The sequence below is a fragment of the Streptomyces montanus genome, assembly GCF_005786655.1.
Taxonomy (GTDB): domain Bacteria; phylum Actinomycetota; class Actinomycetes; order Streptomycetales; family Streptomycetaceae; genus Streptomyces; species Streptomyces sporangiiformans.
Genome location: NZ_VBZC01000017.1, coordinates 112,565 through 131,042 on the forward strand (window position 1 = coordinate 112,565; position 18,478 = coordinate 131,042).

20 protein-coding genes and 1 pseudogene are annotated in these 18,478 nt (G+C 67.2%); 7 read left to right on the forward strand and 14 right to left on the reverse strand.

All coding sequences use genetic code 11. From position 1 onward, the window contains the following. Window positions 1–173 precede the first annotated feature (173 nt). Window positions 174–944: a transposase gene (locus tag FE633_RS17675; protein WP_138046128.1), complete on the forward strand. Its 771-nt coding sequence runs from the start codon at window positions 174–176 to the stop codon at window positions 942–944. A gap of 162 nt (window positions 945–1,106) precedes the next feature. Here FE633_RS17675 and FE633_RS17680 read toward each other — a convergent pair whose 3' ends face one another. From FE633_RS17680 to FE633_RS17715, 7 genes are all read right to left on the reverse strand, one after another. Next, window positions 1,107–1,301: a hypothetical protein gene (locus tag FE633_RS17680; RefSeq protein ID WP_138046129.1), complete on the reverse strand. Its 195-nt coding sequence runs from the start codon at window positions 1,299–1,301 to the stop codon at window positions 1,107–1,109. Between the two features lie 53 nt (window positions 1,302–1,354). Beyond that, window positions 1,355–2,677 (reverse strand): HEPN/Toprim-associated domain-containing protein, encoded by a 1,323-nt coding sequence (locus FE633_RS17685; protein WP_138046130.1) that lies wholly within the window; start codon window positions 2,675–2,677, stop codon window positions 1,355–1,357. Between the two features lie 28 nt (window positions 2,678–2,705). Beyond that, window positions 2,706–3,308 (reverse strand): coiled-coil domain-containing protein, encoded by a 603-nt coding sequence (locus FE633_RS47785; protein ID WP_212747234.1) that lies wholly within the window; start codon window positions 3,306–3,308, stop codon window positions 2,706–2,708. Continuing rightward, complete coding sequence (locus tag FE633_RS17695; protein WP_138046131.1) at window positions 3,305–3,490, reverse strand: hypothetical protein; 186 nt, start codon at window positions 3,488–3,490, stop codon at window positions 3,305–3,307. Before FE633_RS17695 ends, FE633_RS47785 begins: the two co-directional genes overlap by 4 nt. 735 nt (window positions 3,491–4,225) lie before the next feature. Then, on the reverse strand, window positions 4,226–4,795 hold the full coding sequence (locus FE633_RS17705) for a hypothetical protein (protein WP_138046132.1): 570 nt from the start codon (window positions 4,793–4,795) through the stop codon (window positions 4,226–4,228). A 39-nt stretch (window positions 4,796–4,834) separates the two neighbouring features. Beyond that, on the reverse strand, window positions 4,835–5,677 hold the full coding sequence (locus FE633_RS17710) for a hypothetical protein (RefSeq protein ID WP_138046133.1): 843 nt from the start codon (window positions 5,675–5,677) through the stop codon (window positions 4,835–4,837). 318 nt (window positions 5,678–5,995) lie between these two features. Then, entirely contained in the window at window positions 5,996–6,559 is a 564-nt protein-coding gene (locus FE633_RS17715; RefSeq protein ID WP_138046134.1) for a DNA-binding protein, read from the reverse strand. A 397-nt stretch (window positions 6,560–6,956) separates the two neighbouring features. Between FE633_RS17715 and FE633_RS47305 the strand changes: the two genes are divergently transcribed. The 3 genes from FE633_RS47305 to FE633_RS17725 all read left to right on the forward strand — a co-directional run bounded on the left by FE633_RS47305 (window position 6,957) and on the right by FE633_RS17725 (window position 8,147). After that, entirely contained in the window at window positions 6,957–7,106 is a 150-nt protein-coding gene (locus FE633_RS47305; protein WP_171060002.1) for a hypothetical protein, read from the forward strand. Between the two features lie 469 nt (window positions 7,107–7,575). Beyond that, the gene (locus tag FE633_RS17720) at window positions 7,576–7,917 is read left to right on the forward strand and encodes a hypothetical protein (protein WP_138046135.1); all 342 of its coding nucleotides are present in this window, start codon (window positions 7,576–7,578) and stop codon (window positions 7,915–7,917) included. A gap of 32 nt (window positions 7,918–7,949) precedes the next feature. Next, window positions 7,950–8,147, forward strand: a complete 198-nt coding sequence (locus tag FE633_RS17725; protein ID WP_138046136.1) for a hypothetical protein — start codon at window positions 7,950–7,952, stop codon at window positions 8,145–8,147. 172 nt (window positions 8,148–8,319) lie between these two features. Here the strand turns inward: FE633_RS17725 and FE633_RS17730 are convergent, their stop codons facing one another. Next, window positions 8,320–9,339: a recombinase family protein gene (locus tag FE633_RS17730; protein ID WP_138046137.1), complete on the reverse strand. Its 1,020-nt coding sequence runs from the start codon at window positions 9,337–9,339 to the stop codon at window positions 8,320–8,322. 312 nt (window positions 9,340–9,651) lie between these two features. After that, window positions 9,652–11,211: a recombinase family protein gene (locus FE633_RS17740; RefSeq protein ID WP_138046138.1), complete on the reverse strand. Its 1,560-nt coding sequence runs from the start codon at window positions 11,209–11,211 to the stop codon at window positions 9,652–9,654. A gap of 53 nt (window positions 11,212–11,264) precedes the next feature. Here FE633_RS17740 and FE633_RS17745 point away from each other — a divergent pair. Beyond that, window positions 11,265–11,768 (forward strand): annotated as a pseudogene (locus FE633_RS17745) (ADP-ribosylglycohydrolase family protein); the annotation flags it as partial. 71 nt (window positions 11,769–11,839) lie between these two features. Continuing rightward, complete coding sequence (locus tag FE633_RS17750) at window positions 11,840–12,331, forward strand: NUDIX domain-containing protein (protein ID WP_138046139.1); 492 nt, start codon at window positions 11,840–11,842, stop codon at window positions 12,329–12,331. A 38-nt stretch (window positions 12,332–12,369) separates the two neighbouring features. Here FE633_RS17750 and FE633_RS17755 read toward each other — a convergent pair whose 3' ends face one another. Next, window positions 12,370–13,407 (reverse strand): peptidase, encoded by a 1,038-nt coding sequence (locus tag FE633_RS17755; RefSeq protein ID WP_212747235.1) that lies wholly within the window; start codon window positions 13,405–13,407, stop codon window positions 12,370–12,372. Further along, window positions 13,400–13,993: a hypothetical protein gene (locus tag FE633_RS17760; RefSeq protein WP_138046140.1), complete on the reverse strand. Its 594-nt coding sequence runs from the start codon at window positions 13,991–13,993 to the stop codon at window positions 13,400–13,402. The genes FE633_RS17755 and FE633_RS17760 overlap by 8 nt, the downstream gene beginning before the upstream one ends. 374 nt (window positions 13,994–14,367) lie before the next feature. Here FE633_RS17760 and FE633_RS17765 point away from each other — a divergent pair, with 374 nt between their 5' ends. Next, window positions 14,368–14,859, forward strand: coding sequence for a hypothetical protein (locus tag FE633_RS17765; RefSeq protein ID WP_138046141.1), 492 nt, complete (start codon window positions 14,368–14,370; stop codon window positions 14,857–14,859). A gap of 33 nt (window positions 14,860–14,892) precedes the next feature. Here the strand turns inward: FE633_RS17765 and FE633_RS17770 are convergent, their stop codons facing one another. The 3 genes from FE633_RS17770 to FE633_RS17780 all read right to left on the reverse strand — a co-directional run bounded on the left by FE633_RS17770 (window position 14,893) and on the right by FE633_RS17780 (window position 18,386). Further along, window positions 14,893–15,981, reverse strand: coding sequence for an FG-GAP repeat domain-containing protein (locus FE633_RS17770; RefSeq protein ID WP_171060003.1), 1,089 nt, complete (start codon window positions 15,979–15,981; stop codon window positions 14,893–14,895). Window positions 15,982–16,422: 441 nt separating this feature from the next. Next, on the reverse strand, window positions 16,423–16,905 hold the full coding sequence (locus FE633_RS17775) for a methylated-DNA--[protein]-cysteine S-methyltransferase (RefSeq protein WP_138046143.1): 483 nt from the start codon (window positions 16,903–16,905) through the stop codon (window positions 16,423–16,425). Further along, the gene (locus FE633_RS17780; RefSeq protein WP_138046144.1) at window positions 16,902–18,386 is read right to left on the reverse strand and encodes an AlkA N-terminal domain-containing protein; all 1,485 of its coding nucleotides are present in this window, start codon (window positions 18,384–18,386) and stop codon (window positions 16,902–16,904) included. Before FE633_RS17780 ends, FE633_RS17775 begins: the two co-directional genes overlap by 4 nt. Between the last annotated feature and the right edge of the window lie 92 nt (window positions 18,387–18,478).

An 18,478-nucleotide genomic window follows, 5' to 3' on the forward strand; every position in this document is an offset into this window, starting at 1 on the left:
GATACCCGACGAGGACCCGAGCCTGGAGCCGACCGTTCACATCCACAGCCACGACGAGCACGTCATCCCCTACGAGATCATGCGCTGGTTCATGGAGCAGATAGCCGAGCAGGTTGAACGCTGCCGCCTCGCGTTCGAGCAGGGAGCACCTGAAGCAGTGGAATGATCACGCAGTGACTGGTGTGATCACGGCGTCGGAGCCTTCCTGGATAGCCCCGTTCAGCGGACTGAGTCCGCGTCAGTTCGGCAAGCTGATCACCGCGTTACGACGCGACGGCGCAGACCCCGTTCGCAAGGGACGGCCATGGAGCCTGCCACTGGATGACCGGGTCCTGCTGGTCGCCGCGTACTGGCGGACGAACCTGACATTGCGGCAGCTCGCCCCGCTCTTCGGCATCTCGAAGTCAGCAGCGGATCGCATCATCGACCACCTCGGGCCCTTGCTGGCTCTGCAACAGCGCAAGCGGTTCCGCAAGGACACGGTGCTGATCGTGGACGGCACCCTGGTCCCCACCCGCGACCATCAGGTCGCCGAGCAGTCGAAGAACTATCGGTACTCGACCAATCACCAGGTCGTCATCGACGCCGACACCCGGCTGGTCGTCGCCGTCGGCCGGCCGCTGCCCGGCAACCGCAACGACTGCAAGGCATGGGAGCTGTCCGGAGCGAAGGCCGCCGTCGGCCGCACAACGGTGATCGCCGACGGCGGCTACCGCGGCACCGGCCTGGTCATCCCGCACCGCCGCGAACGCGGCCAGACCGAACTGCCGGCCCGGAAAGAGGAACACAACGCCTCCCACCGCAAGGTCCGCGCACGCGTCGAGCACACCTTCGCCCGCATGAAGACCTGGAAGATCCTCCGCGACTGCCGCCTCAAAGGCGACGGCGTCCACCACGCCATGCTCGGCATCGCCCGCCTGCACAACCTCACCCTCACCGGGTGACGGAGAAGCAAGCATGTCATCCGGCATGTCAAAGATCATTTACGGGACAGCGCTTAGGCAAGCCCGTTGTCGGGATTGGAGCTGTCGGCTTCCTTCCAGTGTCCTTTGATCATGGAATGCCGGGGACATCGTCTCGATTGCAACAGGGTGGCAGCGGGTTACTCAGGCGCTCCGCGCGTGCACGGCCGCAGCCAGCTGGCGGACGCTCGCGGTGCGGGGGTGGCGTTCGGCAAGCTCGGTGACGATGGCGCGCATGCTGGGGCGGTCCCGGACCTCTGCGGGCGCTTCTCGGTGAGCAGCGAGCAAGGAGACCGCGGTCTCCTCCGGCTTACCCCACTGCCACCAGGCCCGCGCCATGTTGTGGCTATGGTTTGGAGCTGACCGTTGACTGCTGGCAGTGCCAGATGCGACTACCGGCTCTGGGCAGCATCGATGAGGATCTGCGCGATCTCTCGAAGGGGGTCCCAGCGCTCGTCCAGTGGCACGTGTCCAGCTTCCGCGGCGTCAAGCAGAGCATCGATCCTCTCTTCGACGTAGCGCTTGTTCTGCAGCTCTCCCTGCCACGTGTTCACCGATTTGTTCAGCGATGTCCACTGGATGGGGACGGGATTTCGGTCAGGGCCGATGAGGCAGTCCAGGCCGAAGTAGAACTCGACGGAGCAAGCTCGGCCGTTGACGTCGTCCTGACTTGGGCCCGAAGATCCGTGGGTTGGATAGGCGCGCGCGTAGTCCAGATCGGGCAGATTGCGAGCGATGTAGTTCTTGGGAAGAGCCGGGTTGGCCAAGGTCTTCAGTGCAGCCAGTCCAGCCGCGTCGTTGTCGACGAGGGCGATGACACGGTTCATCACACCTGCGGCTGCGAAGCTCCTGAGGTTGGCGACCACCCGGTCCGTCCCGCCGGCTGCCTTGGTTTCCTCGAGGTCCCAGAAGGTGAAGTAGCCAGCGATGTCGGGCCTGACGATACGTAGTGCCCGGCCTAGGACACGGGAGTCGTACTTCCCCTCGGTGATGACGATGATGGGTCCACTGCTCGCCATCTCATCTCGCAGCTGCTGGAGGGCCTCGGTCGAGACCGCCTCGCTTCTCTCAAAGTAGCCAGCCATAAGCAGCTCGCTCATGTCGAGCTGTAGGACCTCTTTAGGATCTTGAGAGCTAAGGATCAGGACAAGGAAAAGCCTCGGATCGACTGCAAGATCATCAAAGAAGAAGTCCAGCTGCGAAACGCAAATTTCTTCCAGCTCGGCCAGCTTTGGGCGATCGTCCCCCTTTTTCCAGTTCCCGAAGGCCTCCGCTCGCTTGAGGTAGGCCGTGATCCCCGTGTCGAGGACCTCGGCGGCAGAGACTCGATGGCAGATCTCCTGCTTGCGCTCTCGCGTGGGACGGCTCAACACCAGAAGCCCGTCCTCGATGTCATCCTCGTTGACGCCTTCGAGATCCTTGATCATCTCTTGGCTGCATCGATCGGGATCGAAGCCCATCAGCTTGAGGCGAGTCAAGATCGTCTGGACTGTGGTCCGGTAACCGAAGAGCTCACGATGGTTGAAGCCCTCGAACTCATCGAGCTCGTCCCACGCTGCCTCACCACGCGCGTTGACCTCGTCGACGCGCCGAGCCCATTCGAGGTGCTGGTACTTGTCTTCCTCACGGAAGACCGTCATGAGCTTGGCGGGCGTCTCGTTCTTCCCGATCCTGATCTGCCTGTCGCCCAACAGGAGGGTCCAGTTGTCCCCCATGCGCCTCTCCGATCGGTGTACTGCGAGATCATTTGGTGCTCATAGTTTCAAACGTTGACCTTTCAAGGTCGTGGTTGCCGAGCTGGGCCGATATGGGTGACCTTGGCAGACGCTTCCAGTGCTCTTGTCGAAGCTGTGCGTTCTCAGAAGCCAGGCAAAAGGGAGTGACCTTTGCCCCAGCCTGCCTGAGCTGCTCGGCCAAGCGAGCATTCTGCGCCTGAAGGTCGGCGTTCCGCAGCGCGAGAAGCTGTATCTGGTTGGCGTACGTAGCGACAGTGTCCTTCAACTCGCGGACTTCAGAGGCGTGTTCTCGGCGAAGCTCACGCTCCGCCTTCTTCAGCCGGGATAACTCTGCCCGCAGTGCCTCCGGTTCCGTGCGGCGGGTCTGCGGCGCTTCCAGGATCTCCTTCACCGCCTGCGCCACCGGCGAGCGGTAGCAGGAGGCGCAGGAGACACCGGCCTCGGTGCACAGATTGACAATCGTGATCTTGCCGTCGGTGAGTTCGGGCAGCCCGTGCATCAGCCGCTCGAACGCATCCCTCAGCCCGCGGTCGATGTCGGTGAGTACTCGGCCGTCCGCCGAAAGCCGGTCGAAGGTGTGCCGGATACGCAGCCGTGTCTCGTCGTTCACGCCGACTCCACACCTTCCTCGGTGTCGTCCGTGGTGATGCTCTGGATGAGTTCGTCGAGTTCGGTGGCGTAGTCGGTCAGGGTGATCACCTGCAGCCGGGGCAGGGCCTGGCGTTGCCTCTTGGGCAGGTCCAGCATCGTCAGGGCCTGGTCCCGTGCGGTGGTGAGCCGGGGCAAGTGCACCGCCGACCGGCGGGTATTGGGACAGTGCAGACACACGTTGTGCAGCGGCAGGGGACGGCCGAGGGCCTTGGCGCGCTTGCCCCCGCATGACGTAGAGGAAGGCCCTGCCCTTGACGCAAAGGATGGAGGCGCTCGGCTCCTTCGTATCCATGACCAGACCCGTCGTCAGGGCGTGCTCGTGAGAGGCCGTCAGGGGTCTGGTTGGAGGCCGATGCGTGTCCCGGCTGGCGCATTGACGGGTCTCATCGGAGTCTTGCTCGGGGCTTCGGCGATCAGCGTCCTTTTCGCGTCCGGCCGGTGGCAGCAAAACGTCTCCTCGGGGACACCACCGGAACCCGCGGATGCCCATGACGAGACGCCGACGTGAACGGGGAACAGGCCGTTGCACGAACACCCGGCCTGTTCCGGTGTCGACCCCGCACCCGGGTCGGCTATGGGCCCAGGGCGGTGGCGGCCTGGTAGAAGCAGTCGTTCAGCACCCCGGGGTGCAGCGTCTTGGTCAGATGCTGCAGCATCGTCCGCAGCCGGGCGGACGACGAGACCACGCCGGGCAGCTCCCCCCATGCACGCCGTAGTCCTTGAAGCGCTGTCCCGGTAGAGGTCTTCGAGGTAGTCCAGCCGGGCGGCCGCTTCGTTGCTGGCCACGTCGGCGGCGAATCCGGACTCCCGATGTCCCTAATGGTGCAGTCGGACATGGTGTCCACAGGGTTTCGTGCTGCCTGGGTGGTGCGGCAATCAGCTCTGCTGGTTGCAGTCCTTGGCCATCAAGGTCTTCGCCTGGTCGCTGTCGGCGGGAATGAGCTGGACCTGGTCGATCGAGTAGGCGAAGGTGTACCCGAGCGTGATCATGCTGTTCGACATCGAGATCGAGCCGGATCCTGGGTCAGTGCCTGTCTGGTCGGAGCCGTTGACGTCGTCCCAGAGCACGCTGGTCCGGCTGTCGTTGATCGTGCCGGTCGAAAGGACCTGGTACTGGCCCTTGTCGGTCTTGCCGCCCTTGACGATCGAGCGGTGCTTGATGTCGTCGAGAGCCTTCGTGGTCAGCTGGCACTGCTGGTCGCCCGCGGTGACGTTGATGTACGTGATCTTGTGGCCGTCGATGGCGGCGATGCCGCCGCGCGCCCCGTCGGTGATGGAGATGTAGTCACCGTCGAAGCTGGAGGCCAGGCTGCTGCTGGGGCTCTGCGAGGAAGCAGCATCGCTGCTCCCGCTGCAGGCGGTGAGCATGAGAGCACCCGCGGCCAGGGCCGCGGCGGACACGGTGATCCTCGTCCGCGTCGCACGTGCGGTCCTGGTGAAGTTCATGGTGTTCTTCCTTCATTCGTTCTGGACAGTCGGTTTGGTTCAGCTCTGCGGAGGTTGGGCTGGCGGCATCGGCGGAATCGTAGGCGTCTGACGCGGCGGCAGCAGGATGAGGATGGCCGCAGCCAGCATCACGACCGACAGCAGAGACAGAAGTACCAGCCCGCCCCCGACGGACACGCCGTCGGTGCCGCTGACGGAGCCCATGGTCCCGAAGCCGTCGATCATGCCGATCAGGCCGGCGACGATGCCCACGACTCCGGCGGTGATGCGGGACCAGTTCGCCTTGCGGATGACTGCCACGACAGAGGCAGCGATGGCCACGAGCATGATGAAGAGCAGGAAGCCGCCCTCGCCGCCGGCCTCGTCGCTGAAGTAGTTGACCGAGAAGCCCATGGCTGAAGCGACCGGCATGAACAGCGAGATGATCGCCAGGAACGCCGCGGCGGGAAGGATGAAGGTGGCCAGCCCCCTCAGCTTGGCCAGTCCCGGACGCGAGGTGCTCCGCTGCATCGAGCGCGCGGCGCTCTGCGCGGCGGGGGCAATGCAGTTTCTGAGGAACTCCTTGGCTCCAGAGTTCTCGACGGCCGGCGCGATCTTGGTGTTGAAGAAGTCCCGGGCACCGTTGACGACCTGCTTGGCTCCGTCGGCCATCTGCTGCATCGACGGATCACGAGGCCTGCGCTCGGGAGTGATCAGTCCGGCATGAACGGCGGCCTGGTACTCGGACATCGTCGGCTCGCGGTGATGCGTCTGCTGGAACCCGGCGGCCCACTGCTCGGCCGTGGCAACGGGCGGAACCTGCGGTCGCGGCGGCACGGCCTGCGATGCTGTTGTATGGCCCTGTGTCGGCTGCTCGGGTAACTGAGGCTGATCCTCAGTCATGATCGCCCCCGCTTTCTCTCGTTCAGTCCTGCGTGTCCAGGTGGTGCCCTCTTCACAGGGACCAGCGTCTCGGCTCCACAGTTCCACACTGCATCCCTGAGACCCGGATCTCGACCACCCCCGGGAGCCGAAGCCGGCCCCTCGAGGACCACCTGACCGACGTCCGAGCTTCCTTCTCGTACATCAGCACTTGTGAAGGCATTCGCAATGCGCATCATCAGTATTGCAGATTGATGTACCAGATGTACCACGTGACGACAGAAAGCCAGTCAAAGCCGCCTATGGATAGGTGACTTTGACTGGCCCGGACTCAGCCCGTCAGGCGTCTTCTCGGAGATTGTCGAGTCGATGCTCAGTCAACGCCAGCGCAACTTCGGACTGGTTGAGCGCGTGCTCGCCGTCCTGGATGCGCCACTGCAGACGCTGCACCGGCGGGGCGTCAGCTTCCTGGACTGCCAGGTCACCAAGCTCGCGCAGCTCCGCATACGCGCCCTGCAGCTGTTCCTCGTGATGTGCCGACCGGACCCTGAGGCGACCGGCCCGCTCTTCCCACCAGCTCACCCGCGACTTGCGGTCGAGCGTGGTCTTCCCCTCGATCCAGGCCCGGAGCTCGGTCTGGTCGACGTCGCTCGGGAGACCTGTGGCAAGGGGTCCTTCGGGTTCCGGCATATCGATGGGAATGTGCGACAGCAGCACCGCGGGGGTCGTGTCGAGCGCGTAGGCGATCGCGACGAGGTCGTCGACGGTCACGGGGCGAGCGCATCGCTCCATCTCCGCAAGGACATCGGCTGAGATCGGGTGATCGAGCATCCGGAGCACATAGGCCAGCTCGTCGACGGTCAGCTCGCGCAGCTGGCGGTAGTGGGTGATGGCGTCGGACACAGCAAGGGACGTGGGAAGGGACGACGGCATGCATCGATCATAGGCGCGCTCGGCGCGGCCCCCAGGTGGGTTGTCACATAGCTCTCGGCCGTCGCCACACAGACCCGCGACGGGTCCCGAGAGAGGTATCACCCGCGCTGACCGGGCTGGGGGCGGGCGCCAGAAGAGGCGCACCTTGGGGAAGAAGTTCAGGTCAGCCTTGTCGTCGCAGCCAGTACTGCGCACGCCCCGTGCAGTGGTGCTCATCGAGTAGGAGCCAACTACCTATTGAGTGGCATTCCGACTCATGTTTCAATAGAGCATCAATAGGCATTCGGTTCACTCTATACAAGGCGGGCAACATGTTCGGGCACGACTCTTCCGCTGATTGCGGCGTGGCGCTCCAGAAGGTGACCTGATGGCGTTGACCGCTGCGGAGATCGCCGACATTCGGCGCTACGCCCAGAAACTGGCCGACCAGGCGCCCCCACTCACCCCCGAGCAGCGGGACCGGCTGAAAGCCCTGCTCCGGCGCAAGCCGACCGAGTCGAAGCCAATCGCCGCCTAGAAGCGGCCCCACCAGGCCGGTGTTCCAGCAGCAGACCGACAGGGGCCAGTCCATCCAGCACATGCCGAAGGCCCGGCTCCTCGCTCGCCAGCGACCGGGCCCTCAACAAAAAAACGGACATCTGCTCTGACGCCGGCGGATGGGGCGGACGCAGATTCCCCACTGCCGAAGCTGGCCTGTCGGCAACCGTGGAATACGCCGCCTGCCTCGACGCCCGTAAGCCCAAGGGCATTTACGCGCAGGTCACCACTCTGCGCGAGTAGCCCGAAAAAGGGCGTGGAGGCGAAGACCTGGCCCACTGTCTCACCCACCTGTGGGCAGACGGCGACTTCGGCACCATCGGTCACAAGCCCGGTCTCGACGACCTCCCCGCGCCGCCCGACGCTGAGGCCGTCGCCAAGGTCGTGACCGAATCTCCGATGCCCGAACCGAGCGGCTGGACCAACTCCGGAGGCGGCTACAATCCCCTGTGGCTGCTCGCGAGGCGCACATCATCGGTGACGACGAAGACCGCGCCCACGTCAAGGAGCTCACCAGCGGCGTACAGGCCATCCTCGCCGCGCATGCCTACCAGTGCTGCTGGTCATGGGACAGCGAAGTCGGAAACCTCGATCGGCTCATGAAGCTGCCTGGCACGGTCAATCGCAAGGAATGCCTTGAGCGGCCCACCAGTATCGGCCCCGGCGACGGCGCTGTGTACGACATCCGCGACCTGGCCGCGCTCGTCGCCCCCCATTACCCGCAACACGCGAGATCCTCGCCCAGGCGACACAGGAGAAGCAAGACCGGAAGAAGAAGCGGCTCGGCCTGACCACGCCCGCGCCCCGTCGAACATGGCCCGCCATGCGGCATCAGCCAGCGGGTGACGGCCCCCTCGACGTCCTTGCCGCCAACCTCCAGTTCGCCGACATCCTCGAACCCCACGGCTTCACCTTCGTCGGCACCAACAGCGAAGGCCGCCAGATGTGGAAAGGCCGACCGCAGGCGGCGACTCCTCAAGCAGCGCCTGCAGCCTGCTCTGTGACGACCACGTGGCCGTGAACTGGTCTGAACGCTCCGATCTTCCCGTCGGTGCCCAGCCGTCCGGGCGGAACCTGACCATCGGCAACCTGTGGGCCCCTGCGAATCAGGGGTCACACAGGGGCGAGCGGTGTCCGCCGTAAGGGTGCGCGTTGAACACGCACCCTTTGCGCGGGCTGCTCCGCCCGCGGGGTCAGCCCATCCCCTGGAGCGGCTCGATCCGTACCGAACGCGGATCGAACGGCGCCCTGCCCGGCCGGCCGGGCAGAAGCGTTACCGTGGCCAGCGTCTCGACCACCGCGCACTGCCGGTCCAGCGTCAGATCCTTCCAGGCCTTGGCGGGATCTTCGGCGGTCACGATGTCAACCAGGATGCGCGCCCGCTGCAGGTGCGCCATCTGCGCCTCGACATTAGCCAGCCGGGCCTTGATCCTGCGGGTAGCGGCCTTGAATTCGGCGGCGTCCGCATCGTCGTCATCCGCGAACTCGTCGGTCAGGGACCTGATTCGGGACCGCAAGGCAACGGCCTTCGCCCGCAGCTCCTCCGTCCTCGGTGCGGTCTCGTCGACGAGGAGATCGACGGCGTCGGGGCGCGACAGGCGCCGGATCACGTACTCCTCGACGGTGAAATCGATCGGTTCCGTACCGCGCGCCAGGTGCTTCGTCTTCCGGCACCGGTACAGCGGCGTCGTGAGCCCCCGCGTGCCTTTTGGGCCGCCCCGCGACCCGGACGTCACGGTCGTCCCGTCGTCGCAGACACCGCACCGGGCGATCCCCGACAGCAGCCACCGCCGGCCCGGTCCCCGGCTCGTCGCCCGCCATGTGGCCTCGTCCACGATGACCGGCCACTTACCCGGGTGCAGCTCGCCACGGTACTGACGCAGCCCTGCGTAGCGCTCGTTCAGGAGTACACCGCGGATGGTGTTGTGTGACCAGGGTTTGCCGTTGCGGTCGAGGATGCCCCGCCCGTTGAGGTCGGCAGCCATGCCGGAGAGGGTCGCTCCGGCGAGCAGCGCGTGAAAGCAGTCCTTGACCTCGGCGGCCTCGCCTTCGACGAGCTCCGCGCCGTCTGCGGTGTAACCGAAGCAGCGCGGCCCGGTCGGCGGCAGGCCGGGAGCGGAGCTGCGCGCCGGACCGGGTGCACCGGGTGACGGTGGCCGAGCGGCTGTCGGCGAGCGTGACGCGCCAACGCGCGCAACCGGGGAGACCTGCAGTGAACCAAGGCGCCACCGAGGCCGACGTCACATTGTCGGCGGAGTGCACCGTGGCGGAGTTCGGGCCCGAGTCCGCCGACCTGCACGCCTACTGTCGCCAGACCAAGGACGCGCCGTTGATCCACGGCGGCCGCATCCTGCTCGTGCGCCGGTGCAGATGCGCGTGTCACCAAGGCAAATAGTCCCCCGCACAGCACTGAGCCGCCGTTACGCGACGGGGGCTCAGCTGCGTTGAGCGGGCATCTCCCGGCCAGGGGACGAGCGGGCCGGTGCGTTGGGCCAACAGCCCGGGACAGGCCGGAAGGCGGCCGCTCAGCGGCTCGACGGGGTCACCTCGCGGCCGTCGGCGTCCACCCACGTGAGCCGGTCCGTGACGTCCTGCGAGGCGCTGGCGGACACCTGCTTGACCCGCACCTGCCCGAGCACGTCAGGCGCCAGCAGCATGCGGGCAATGGAGCGCTGCGCCTCCACGGGCGTGGCATCCCAGCGCTTCTCCACGTCGGGCCCGTAGTCGAACAGGGCGGCCAGCGGCGACGGGCCGGGCGTCAGCTCCGTCTCGCGCTTCTCCAGCTCACGGAGCTCGCCGGTCAGCCTCTCGATCTTGCGACCGATGAGCCGCGCCTCGGCCGGGGTCTCCGGGTCCTCGTCCTCGAACGCCTCCAACTGGCTCCGCTTCAGGATCAGTTCAGCCTGCACGGTAACCAGCTCCGCGCCGCCGTCCTGCGGCGTGACGACTGCGTACACGTCGGGTCGGGCGAGGTACGCGAGCACCACCGTGCGGAGCAGGCAGTCCGTCTTCTCCTTGTTGATGCGGGTGCAGCCCCGGCCATGGCACTGGTAGGCCGGGGGCTGGGGAGTACCGGCCGCCTTGCGGTAGGTGACGGTCATGGGGGCGTCACAGACGTCGCACACCAGCGTGCGGCTGAAGGCGTGCCGGGCGCCGCCGGAGAAGTTGGTGCGCCGGTCGCCGTTCTTCAGGATGTTCTGCACCTCGTGGAACACCTTGACGAACTCCGCGACGCTGACCGGCTTGCCGTCGTAGCTGGCGCCAGGGAAGTCTGCGACGACCGGCCACGACGCGGGCAGTTCCTTGCCCTTGTGGGTGCGCTTGCCGATGTAGGCGACGCGCTGCGCCATGCCGCGCATGGTCCGCGCGCTCAGCGGCTTGCCCTGGCGGCCGACGAGGCCCCGCGCCTTGAAGTCCCGCTCGATGGCGGCCATGGAGTACCCGGCGCGGATGCGGAAGAACAGCTCGATGACGGCCTGCGCCTCGTTGGGCTCGGGCCTCTGCTCGGTGGGGCGCATGACCCGGCGGCCGTTGGCGTCCCGGACGCGCTCGTAGCCACGCTCGTAGCCGAAGGGGCATACGCCGTGCCCCCTGGCTCCGCCGGGGTGGTTGAGGTTGGTCTTCACGCCGCGTGTCACCCTTTTGTGGGTCTTGTAGGACTCGTACTCGGAGTCGACCGCGTCCAGCAGCAGCGTCCGCCGGTCGTTGCCGTTGCGGGGGTCCAGGATGCGCTCGTGGGTCTGCACGTAGAAGCGCACGCCCTTCTCCTCGCACAGGTCGAGCAGCGTCACCCACTCGCCGGTCTTCCGGCTGCCGCGCGAGGACTCCCAAAGCCACAGCAGGTCGGCGCCGAACCGGTCGTTGCGCAGGTCGGCGAGCAGCCGCTCGAAGTCGTCGCGGGCCTTCTTGGCGTAGCGGCTGGCGGAGCCGATGTCCTTGTAGGGCTTGCCGAGGGTGATGCCGAGTTCGGCAGCCGTCTCCGCGTGCTCGGAGTGTTGCTGCTCGGGGCTGCGCTCGGTACCCGACTTGTCGACGCTGACGCGCAGGTACTCGCGGGCGGTGAGCGTCGCTGTGGCTGTGGTCATCGGTCCTCCCCGGGGTCACTTCCTGACCCCTTCCAGAGTAGCGCTAAGAACGGGGTTTTAGCGTGTACGGGGCGATGTGGGCGGCGGCGCTGGTGTCCGCCGCGTTCACCGCGCCGACCGTGCGGGCCGCCCTCAACACCGCGCTGACGGTAATCCCGGCAAGCAGCCGCCTGGCGCGCACCGTACGCCGAGTGCAGTCGCTCCACGAGTCCGGCCTGACGTGGGAGGACACGCTCACCACCATCGCGGAGGAGACGGCCGCGCTCGGCTGGATCCACGTCATCCCGAACGCCGCAGTGCTCACGGCCGGACTCCTTTACGGCGACGGGGACTTCACCCGCACCATCGCCCTGACTGTGCGCGGCGGCCTCGACACCGACTCGAACGGCGCGACCGCGGGCTCCGTCGCGGGCGTGCTGGGCGGAGGCGCCGCGATCCCGCCGCAGTGGAAGGACCCGCTGGAGGACACCGTGCGCAGCGCGGTGTTCGGCTTCGACGGCGTACGGATCAGCGAACTGGCCGAGCGGACGCTGCGGTTGGCGCGGACACAGATGTGAACACCTGGGAGCTCGGCCCGCCCCACCGCGCGCGGCAGCGGGCGGTGGGGCGGCCTCGCTAGGCTTCCTCAATGACCATTCCTGACTACGCCACGTACATCGCCGGTCTCCCCCGCGTCCTCGCCGGTGCCGCCGCGCTGTTCCGTGATGCCGAGGGCCACGTGCTGCTGGTCGAGCCCAACTACCGCGAGGGGTGGGCGCTGCCCGGCGGAACCGTCGAGTCCGACGCCGGGGAGACTCCGCGGCAGGGCGCCCGCCGGGAGACCGCTGAGGAGATCGGCCTGGACCTGGAGGTCGGTCGGCTGCTGGCGGTGGACTGGGTCCCGGGTTCGGCGCGCCCGCCGATCGTGGCGTATCTGTACGACGGCGGCGTCCTGGAGGAGGACCAGTTCAAGTCGATCCGCCTCCAGGAGGAGGAACTGCTGTCCTGGCGCCTCGTCCCTCGCCACGACCTCGCCGAGTACCTGCCGGGCGCGCTGGGGCGGCGCGTACTGGCCGCACTGGATGTCCTGGCGGACGGCTCGGGGACGGCGGAGCTGGAGAACGGCCACCGGGTCGGCTGACACGAACCCGCGTAGCCTCTCCCCGAGCACGCAGGGCTTCAGGACCGGCGCCGCGCGCGTCGCCACTTCAGACGTCGGACGCCCAGGGCGGCCAGGATGGCCGTCATGGCGGCGAGTCCCCAGGACAGCAGAGGGGGCCACTGCCTGAAGTTCGCGATGTCGGGGGCGATGGACGCGCCCCACATGCCGGGCGACGGAAAGCTGACGGTGGCGGTGGCGGTCTCCCGGACCCTGCCGCTGGCCAGAGTCAGCTTCGCTTTCCAGGGGCCGTTGGGCAGTTTGTCATCCAGCGCGACGCTCACAGACCCCGTATCGCCGGGGGCCAGAGTGGTGCCCCGTGCCACGAGGTAGGGACCGGCACTCAGACCCGCCGGCCCCTTGGAGAGCCAGAGCTTGCCGGACATCTCCAATGCGCGTTCACCGGTGTTGCGGACCTGGGCGGTGAGCTGCGGTTTGCCCTCGGGGGAGCGTGCGGGGGTGAGCTTCTCGATCCGGAAGGCCGAGGGCGGTTCCCCACCAGGGCCGACATCCAGATAGAGCCGGGTCCCGACCCGGTTGACCAGCTTGATGTTGCCCTTGCCGGAGCTGGCGGCCTCGGCCCAGATGACCGCGTACCGCTCGCCCCGCGAGGCCCATCGCGGCACCTGGATTCTGAACCGCGCGGTCTCTCTGCTCTCCGGGGGAAGGGTGAGCACGGGGCGGTCGAGCGATGTCCATTCCGACAGTTCGTTCTTGGAGCGGCCGGCGGCGAAGGTGAATTTGCCGTTCTTGATGGAAGCGGCAGCGGCGTAGAGGCTGACGCGCAGGGGATTCGGTGACTTGTTCGCGACTTCCACGCGCCGTTCGATGGTGGCGCCCGGATTGAGGTGATCGACGACGGAGGTGTACGCGCGGGGATCGTCGCGCCGGACGACCGGCGCGTCGAGCAGCCGTAGGCCGAACGTCCCCTTCGGCTCTCCGGGGCCCCCGCTTCCTCCCGGGGCATCCCCCGTCGCGTTGGCATCACTGCTGACCGCGCCCTGGACGAGCGCGGTCAGCAGGAGCAGCAGAAGCAGCGGGGCGGCTCGCCTAGGCACCGGCGACGGAGTGGGTCACGGTCCCGGAGTAGTCGCCGGCCACAACGTTGCCGGGGACATTCACGATGAGATGGGGATCCCATGATGCGGTGTTGATGCCGGCGCCGCCGGTGAGGCCGCAGGCGGTTCGGCTCGTGCTGAGATCCACTGCCGCCCCCGCATTGGCCTGTCCGCCCGTCCACACCGGTGTGGCACCGCCTCCGTCGCCGCCGGTGCCGGTGCACGTACCCGACCAGTAGTCCACGTTGCTGTTCGCGATGGTGCGAGAGGCACCACCACCCGGGGTGGTGAAGGCGGTGGCCGTCACCGTCGCGGTCCATACGGCGGGCTGCACGGCCCGGCCGTCCGTCACTGTGACGGTTCCGATCCCGGCCACAGGAGCGATGTCGGTGCCCGGCGCCCCACTGCCCAGGGGCGCATTGGCCGGGGCCGTGATCCCCAAGACATCCCCGGTCACGGTGAATGTCGTGCCGGTGTCCGCCGCGGACGCCGGAGCGGCGGTCACCACACCGAGGGCCGCCACGGCGACGACCGAGAGCCCGACACGGGACGTGACTCTTCCCAACTGCTTGAACCGTGAATCCATTGCTACTCCCAGAGCTGATCGCCAGTTGAACCCCGCTGATCAACAGGTCCCTTCCACCGTCACCTGACGAGCCATTCCGATTAGCTGACTTTTCACCCGCGCGGAATCCGCCAGTAGTCATCGGCAGTCGCCGGCACACGGCTGGAGTGCCCAGCCGATTCATCCATCACGGTGAACCGACCGCGCCGCATCGGCGAGCCCGGCCAGCGGTCCGCGGGCAGCCGCTTTCACTGGCCGGGAGTCCAGACCGAGCGAAGCCGGGATCCCACGGACGAGGAGCATGGGTGCGATCGCGATCCCTTTCACGGCCCCGACTCTCTTTGCGGATCGGGACCGGAGTAATGCTGTGTGCCGGCTGTCTGACGCTGCCTCCGATGGAATCGGGACGGGCCGCGCGGGCCATGGCGGCCACCGCGACCTTCGTGGTTCCCCGCGCCGTGATGGCCGCCCCCGCGATCACCGCTCCAGGTTCGGCCAACCTCGGGTCTGCGGCGCGCGGACAATCTACGACCGTGCAGCTGGGGCAGGTGAGGGTGACCAGCAGCGGCAACCGGAACTGGTCCGCCACTGTGTCGGCGACCGCTTTCACCACCGGGGGCGGCACCGCCTTCGAGACGATTTCGTCGAGCCGTCTGGCGTACGCATCGGGTCCGCTCGTCTCCAAAACGGGCCCCGGGAACTTTGTTCCCGGGCAGCCGAACACAAATCAGAAACAGCCTCTGGACACCCCTCGCGTGGCGTTCTCCTACAACACGCTTGTGACGACTGCCAGTTCCGTGATCTGGCAGCCGACGTTGACCATGTCGGTGCCTGCCACCGCGGTGGCAGGCACCTATACCGGCACGATGACCCATTCGGTCGCCTAGCCGCCGGACGGCAGGCCCGAGGGTCCTCCGGTCTTATGGGGTCGTCGTGTTGAGCAGGACCGACACGGTGTTCGGCTGGTAATTGCAGGTCACCACATCAGGGCGCGTGTCCTCGTCGAAATCGCCCACCGCCACCGAGAACGGCGTGCTGTCGACGCCGAAATCGGCCCTGGTGCCGAAGGTGCCGTCACCATTGCCCGGCAGCACCGACACATTGTTCCCTGCGGAGTTCGGCGTGATGAGATCGAGAGCCGAATCACCGTCGAGATCCGCTGCCGCGAGCGAGATCGGCGCCACGTCCGTTGCGTAGTCCACCTTGGTGTCAAGGGTGCCGTCACCATTGCCCAAGAGCACCGACACCGTGCTGTCCTCGAGATTGGCGACCGCCAGGTCGACGTTGGCGTCCGTGTCGAAGTCCGCCAGAACTACCCAACTGGGCTGAAGACCCGTTCCGTAGTCGACCTTGGCATCGAACGTGCCGTCACCATTGCCCAACAGCAGCGACACCGTGGCATCGCCGACGTTGGAGACGGCCAGGTCGAGGTTGCCGTCCTCGTCGAAGTCGGACGTGGCGACTCCGTAGGGCCAGGTTCCCGTTCCGTAGTCGACCTTGGGGTCGAACGTGCCGTCACCATTGCCGTCCAGAATCGACACCGTGGCGTCGTCGATGTTGCTGACGGCCAGGTCGACGTTGCCGTCCTCGTCATAGTCGGCAATCGCCACCTTGTACGGAGACGTGCCCGTTGTGTAGTCGACCTTGGGGTCGAACGTGCCGTCACCATTGCCGATCAGGATCGACACCGTGGAGTCACCGGTGTTGGCCGAGACCAGGTCGACGTTGCCGTCCTCGTCGAAGTCACCGACTTCGATTCCGTCCGGGATGTCGCCCACGCCGTAGTCGACCTTGGTGTCGAAAGTGCCGTCGCCGTTGCCGAGCGCGACCGACACGGTGTCGTCGTCGAAGTTGGCCGCGGCAACGTCTTGGTTGCCGTCCTCGTCGAAGTCGGCCACCCGCACGGCGACAGGAGAGTTCCCTACCCCGTACTCGACATGGGTCGCGAACGTCGGTGCGTCCGCCCACGCGATTCCCTGTGTCATGAACAGCGCCATGGCCGCCGCCACGACAGTCACCACATATCTGCGGCTTCTCCGGGCTCTGGCGGTCTGTTGTTTCTGCGACATATTTCCTCCTCGGCGCCTGTATACCGCTTTTCCGCGCGACTACTTGAGGCTTGTCGAGACGGTGGAGTCGACGACTCGGCAGGTCTCAGGTCAGTGCGAGGTTTTCAGCGGCGACCACTGGCGACGTCTTCTGCCTGAATTTCAGGGGCCGTTGAAGGAAAAAGATGCCGCAACCGCAGGGCGGCTCGACAGCCGCGTAGGCATCCCTTGACGGGTCACTGGAAAAACCAGAGGCCGCGTTGAAACCACCCATACGGTCCCGCGCCCTTGACAAACCTTCAATAGGAAAAGGGTGCGGAGGAGGCTGAATTGATGCACAACGATACTTCGCGATGGTAGTGAAATTTCGCTCAGCGCACGCCGGAGCCGACCGCTGGGCCTTCAGAAGAGGGCAGATCCCATTTCGAAGTCCAGTAGCCGTTGCTTGCGGTCCAGGCCGCCGCCGTAGCCGGTGAGGCTGCCGTCGGCGCCCACCACGCGGTGGCAGGGCACGATGATCCCGACCGGGTTCTTGCCGTTGGCGAGGCCCACCGCACGGGATGCCTTGGGGCTGCCGAGGGCGTCGGCGAGTGCGCCGTACGTGCGGGTCTCGCCGTACGGGATCTTCCGGAGCTGTTCCCACACGGAGCGCTGGAACGGCGTTCCGTCCAGCCGCAGGGGAACGGTGAACTCCTTCAACTCGCCCGCGAAATAGGCCCGTAGCTCGTCCATCACCTCACCGAAAGGCGTGTCGTCGGGTTCCCCGAAGGTCTCCTCCGGCGGGCGGTGGCGCTGGTCGGTCATGTAGAGGCCGGACAGGGTGCCGTCCGTGGCGACAAGGGTGAGTGGTCCGTACGGGCTGTCGATGACGTGGTGCTGCTTCAACGGGGCTCCCCGGGAAGGAAGTTGATCGGGTGGTTGTCGGTCGCCCACAGGTACTGGACGGCGTACGCCCGCCAGGGGCGCCAGGCCGCGGCGTGGGCCGTGAGCGCGACGGGCGTGGACGCCAGTCCCAACTCCTGTGCGGCGCGCCGGACACCGAGGTCGGTGGGCAGAAAGGCGTCGGGGTCGCCGAGGGCGCGCATCGCGATGACGTCGACGGTCCACGGCCCGAACCCGGGCAGCGCCAACAGTCGGGCGCGGGTCTCCTCCCAGTCGCTCTCGACGCCCAAGTGGAGGGTCAGGTCGGCGAGTTGGCGTACGAGGGTGGTGAGGGTGGCCCGGCGGGTGGCCGGCATCGCGAGCGCCTCGGGGTCGAGCGCGGCCAGCGCCTCGGTGGAGGGAAAGAGGTGGGTGAGGCCGCCTTCGGGATCGTCGACGGCTTCACCGTGAGCCGTGACCAGGCGTGCCGCGTGGGTACGGGCGGCCGCCGTGGACACCTGCTGACCGAGCACCGCGCGTACGGCGAACTCGGCCTCGTCGACGGTGCGCGGCACCCGGCGGCCCGGTGCCTTGTCGACGAGGGGCGCGAGCAGTGGATCCGTACGCAGCTGGTCGTCGACCGCCACCGGATCCGCGTCCAGGTCGAGCATGCGGCGGCAGCGGCTGATGGCGACGGGCAGATCACGCATGTCGCTGAGGGTGAGCCGGCAGCCGATGTGGTCGGGCTGCGGGGTGAGCGCGACGACGCCGTGGCCGTAGGGCAGGCGCAGGGTGCGCCGGTACGCGCCGTCGTGCCACTCCTCGACGCCGGGTACGGCGGTGGCGACGAGGTGACCGAAGAGGTTGTCGGGGTTGAGCGGGGCCCGGAAGGGCAGACGAAGCGTCAACACCCCAGGCGTATTGGGCGAGTTGGTGCGGTTCTTGGGTACCCGGGCGCGCAGCTCGCTCGGTGAGAGGGCGAAGACCTCGCGGACCGTGTCGTTGAAGGTGCGGATGGAGGAGAAGCCCGCCGCGAAGGCGATCTCGGCCATCGGGACCGGGGTCGTCTCGATGAGGAGGCGCGCGGTCTGGGCGCGCTGGGCACGGGCGAGGGCGAGCGGTCCGGCGCCCAGCTCGGCGAGGAGCTGGCGCTCGATCTGCCGGGTGCTGTAGCCGAGCCGCGTCGCGAGGCCGGGAACGCCCTCGCGGTCCACCACTCCGTCGCCGATCAGCCGCATCGCGCGGGCGACCACGTCGGCGCGCTGGTTCCACTCGGGCGAGCCGGGGCTGGTGTCCGGGCGGCAGCGCTTGCAGGCCCGGAATCCGGCCTGCTGACAGGCGGCCGCGCTCGGGTAGAAGGTCATGTTCTCCGGCTTCGGCGGCACGACGGGGCAGCTGGGCCGGCAGTAGATCCGCGTGGTCAGCACCGCCGTGAAGAACCATCCGTCGAAGCGGGCGTCCTTCGACTGGACGGCGCGTACGCAGCGCTCGGTGTCGGTGTGCATCCCGTTCAGCATGCCCTCCAGCATCAGCCACGGTCATGGCCGTGGCTGGCGAGAATCCGACATGTACCTGGGGCCCTGCCCACTCGGCCTCG

What these genes read in the sequence shown, in the direction of transcription:
- FE633_RS17680 (WP_138046129.1), bottom strand. Translation starts at nt 1,301, where the DNA reads ATGGCGCGGGCCTGGTGGCAGTGGGGTAAGCCGGAGGAGACCGCGGTC.
- FE633_RS17685 (WP_138046130.1), bottom strand. Translation starts at nt 2,677, where the DNA reads ATGGGGGACAACTGGACCCTCCTGTTGGGCGACAGGCAGATCAGGATC.
- FE633_RS17705 (WP_138046132.1), bottom strand. Translation starts at nt 4,795, where the DNA reads ATGAACTTCACCAGGACCGCACGTGCGACGCGGACGAGGATCACCGTG.
- FE633_RS17710 (WP_138046133.1), bottom strand. Translation starts at nt 5,677, where the DNA reads ATGACTGAGGATCAGCCTCAGTTACCCGAGCAGCCGACACAGGGCCAT.
- FE633_RS47305 (WP_171060002.1), top strand. Translation starts at nt 6,957, where the DNA reads ATGGCGTTGACCGCTGCGGAGATCGCCGACATTCGGCGCTACGCCCAG.
- FE633_RS17725 (WP_138046136.1), top strand. Translation starts at nt 7,950, where the DNA reads ATGCGGCATCAGCCAGCGGGTGACGGCCCCCTCGACGTCCTTGCCGCC.
- FE633_RS17740 (WP_138046138.1), bottom strand. Translation starts at nt 11,211, where the DNA reads ATGACCACAGCCACAGCGACGCTCACCGCCCGCGAGTACCTGCGCGTC.
- FE633_RS17750 (WP_138046139.1), top strand. Translation starts at nt 11,840, where the DNA reads ATGACCATTCCTGACTACGCCACGTACATCGCCGGTCTCCCCCGCGTC.
- FE633_RS17760 (WP_138046140.1), bottom strand. Translation starts at nt 13,993, where the DNA reads ATGGATTCACGGTTCAAGCAGTTGGGAAGAGTCACGTCCCGTGTCGGG.
- FE633_RS17765 (WP_138046141.1), top strand. Translation starts at nt 14,368, where the DNA reads ATGGAATCGGGACGGGCCGCGCGGGCCATGGCGGCCACCGCGACCTTC.
- FE633_RS17780 (WP_138046144.1), bottom strand. Translation starts at nt 18,386, where the DNA reads ATGCACACCGACACCGAGCGCTGCGTACGCGCCGTCCAGTCGAAGGAC.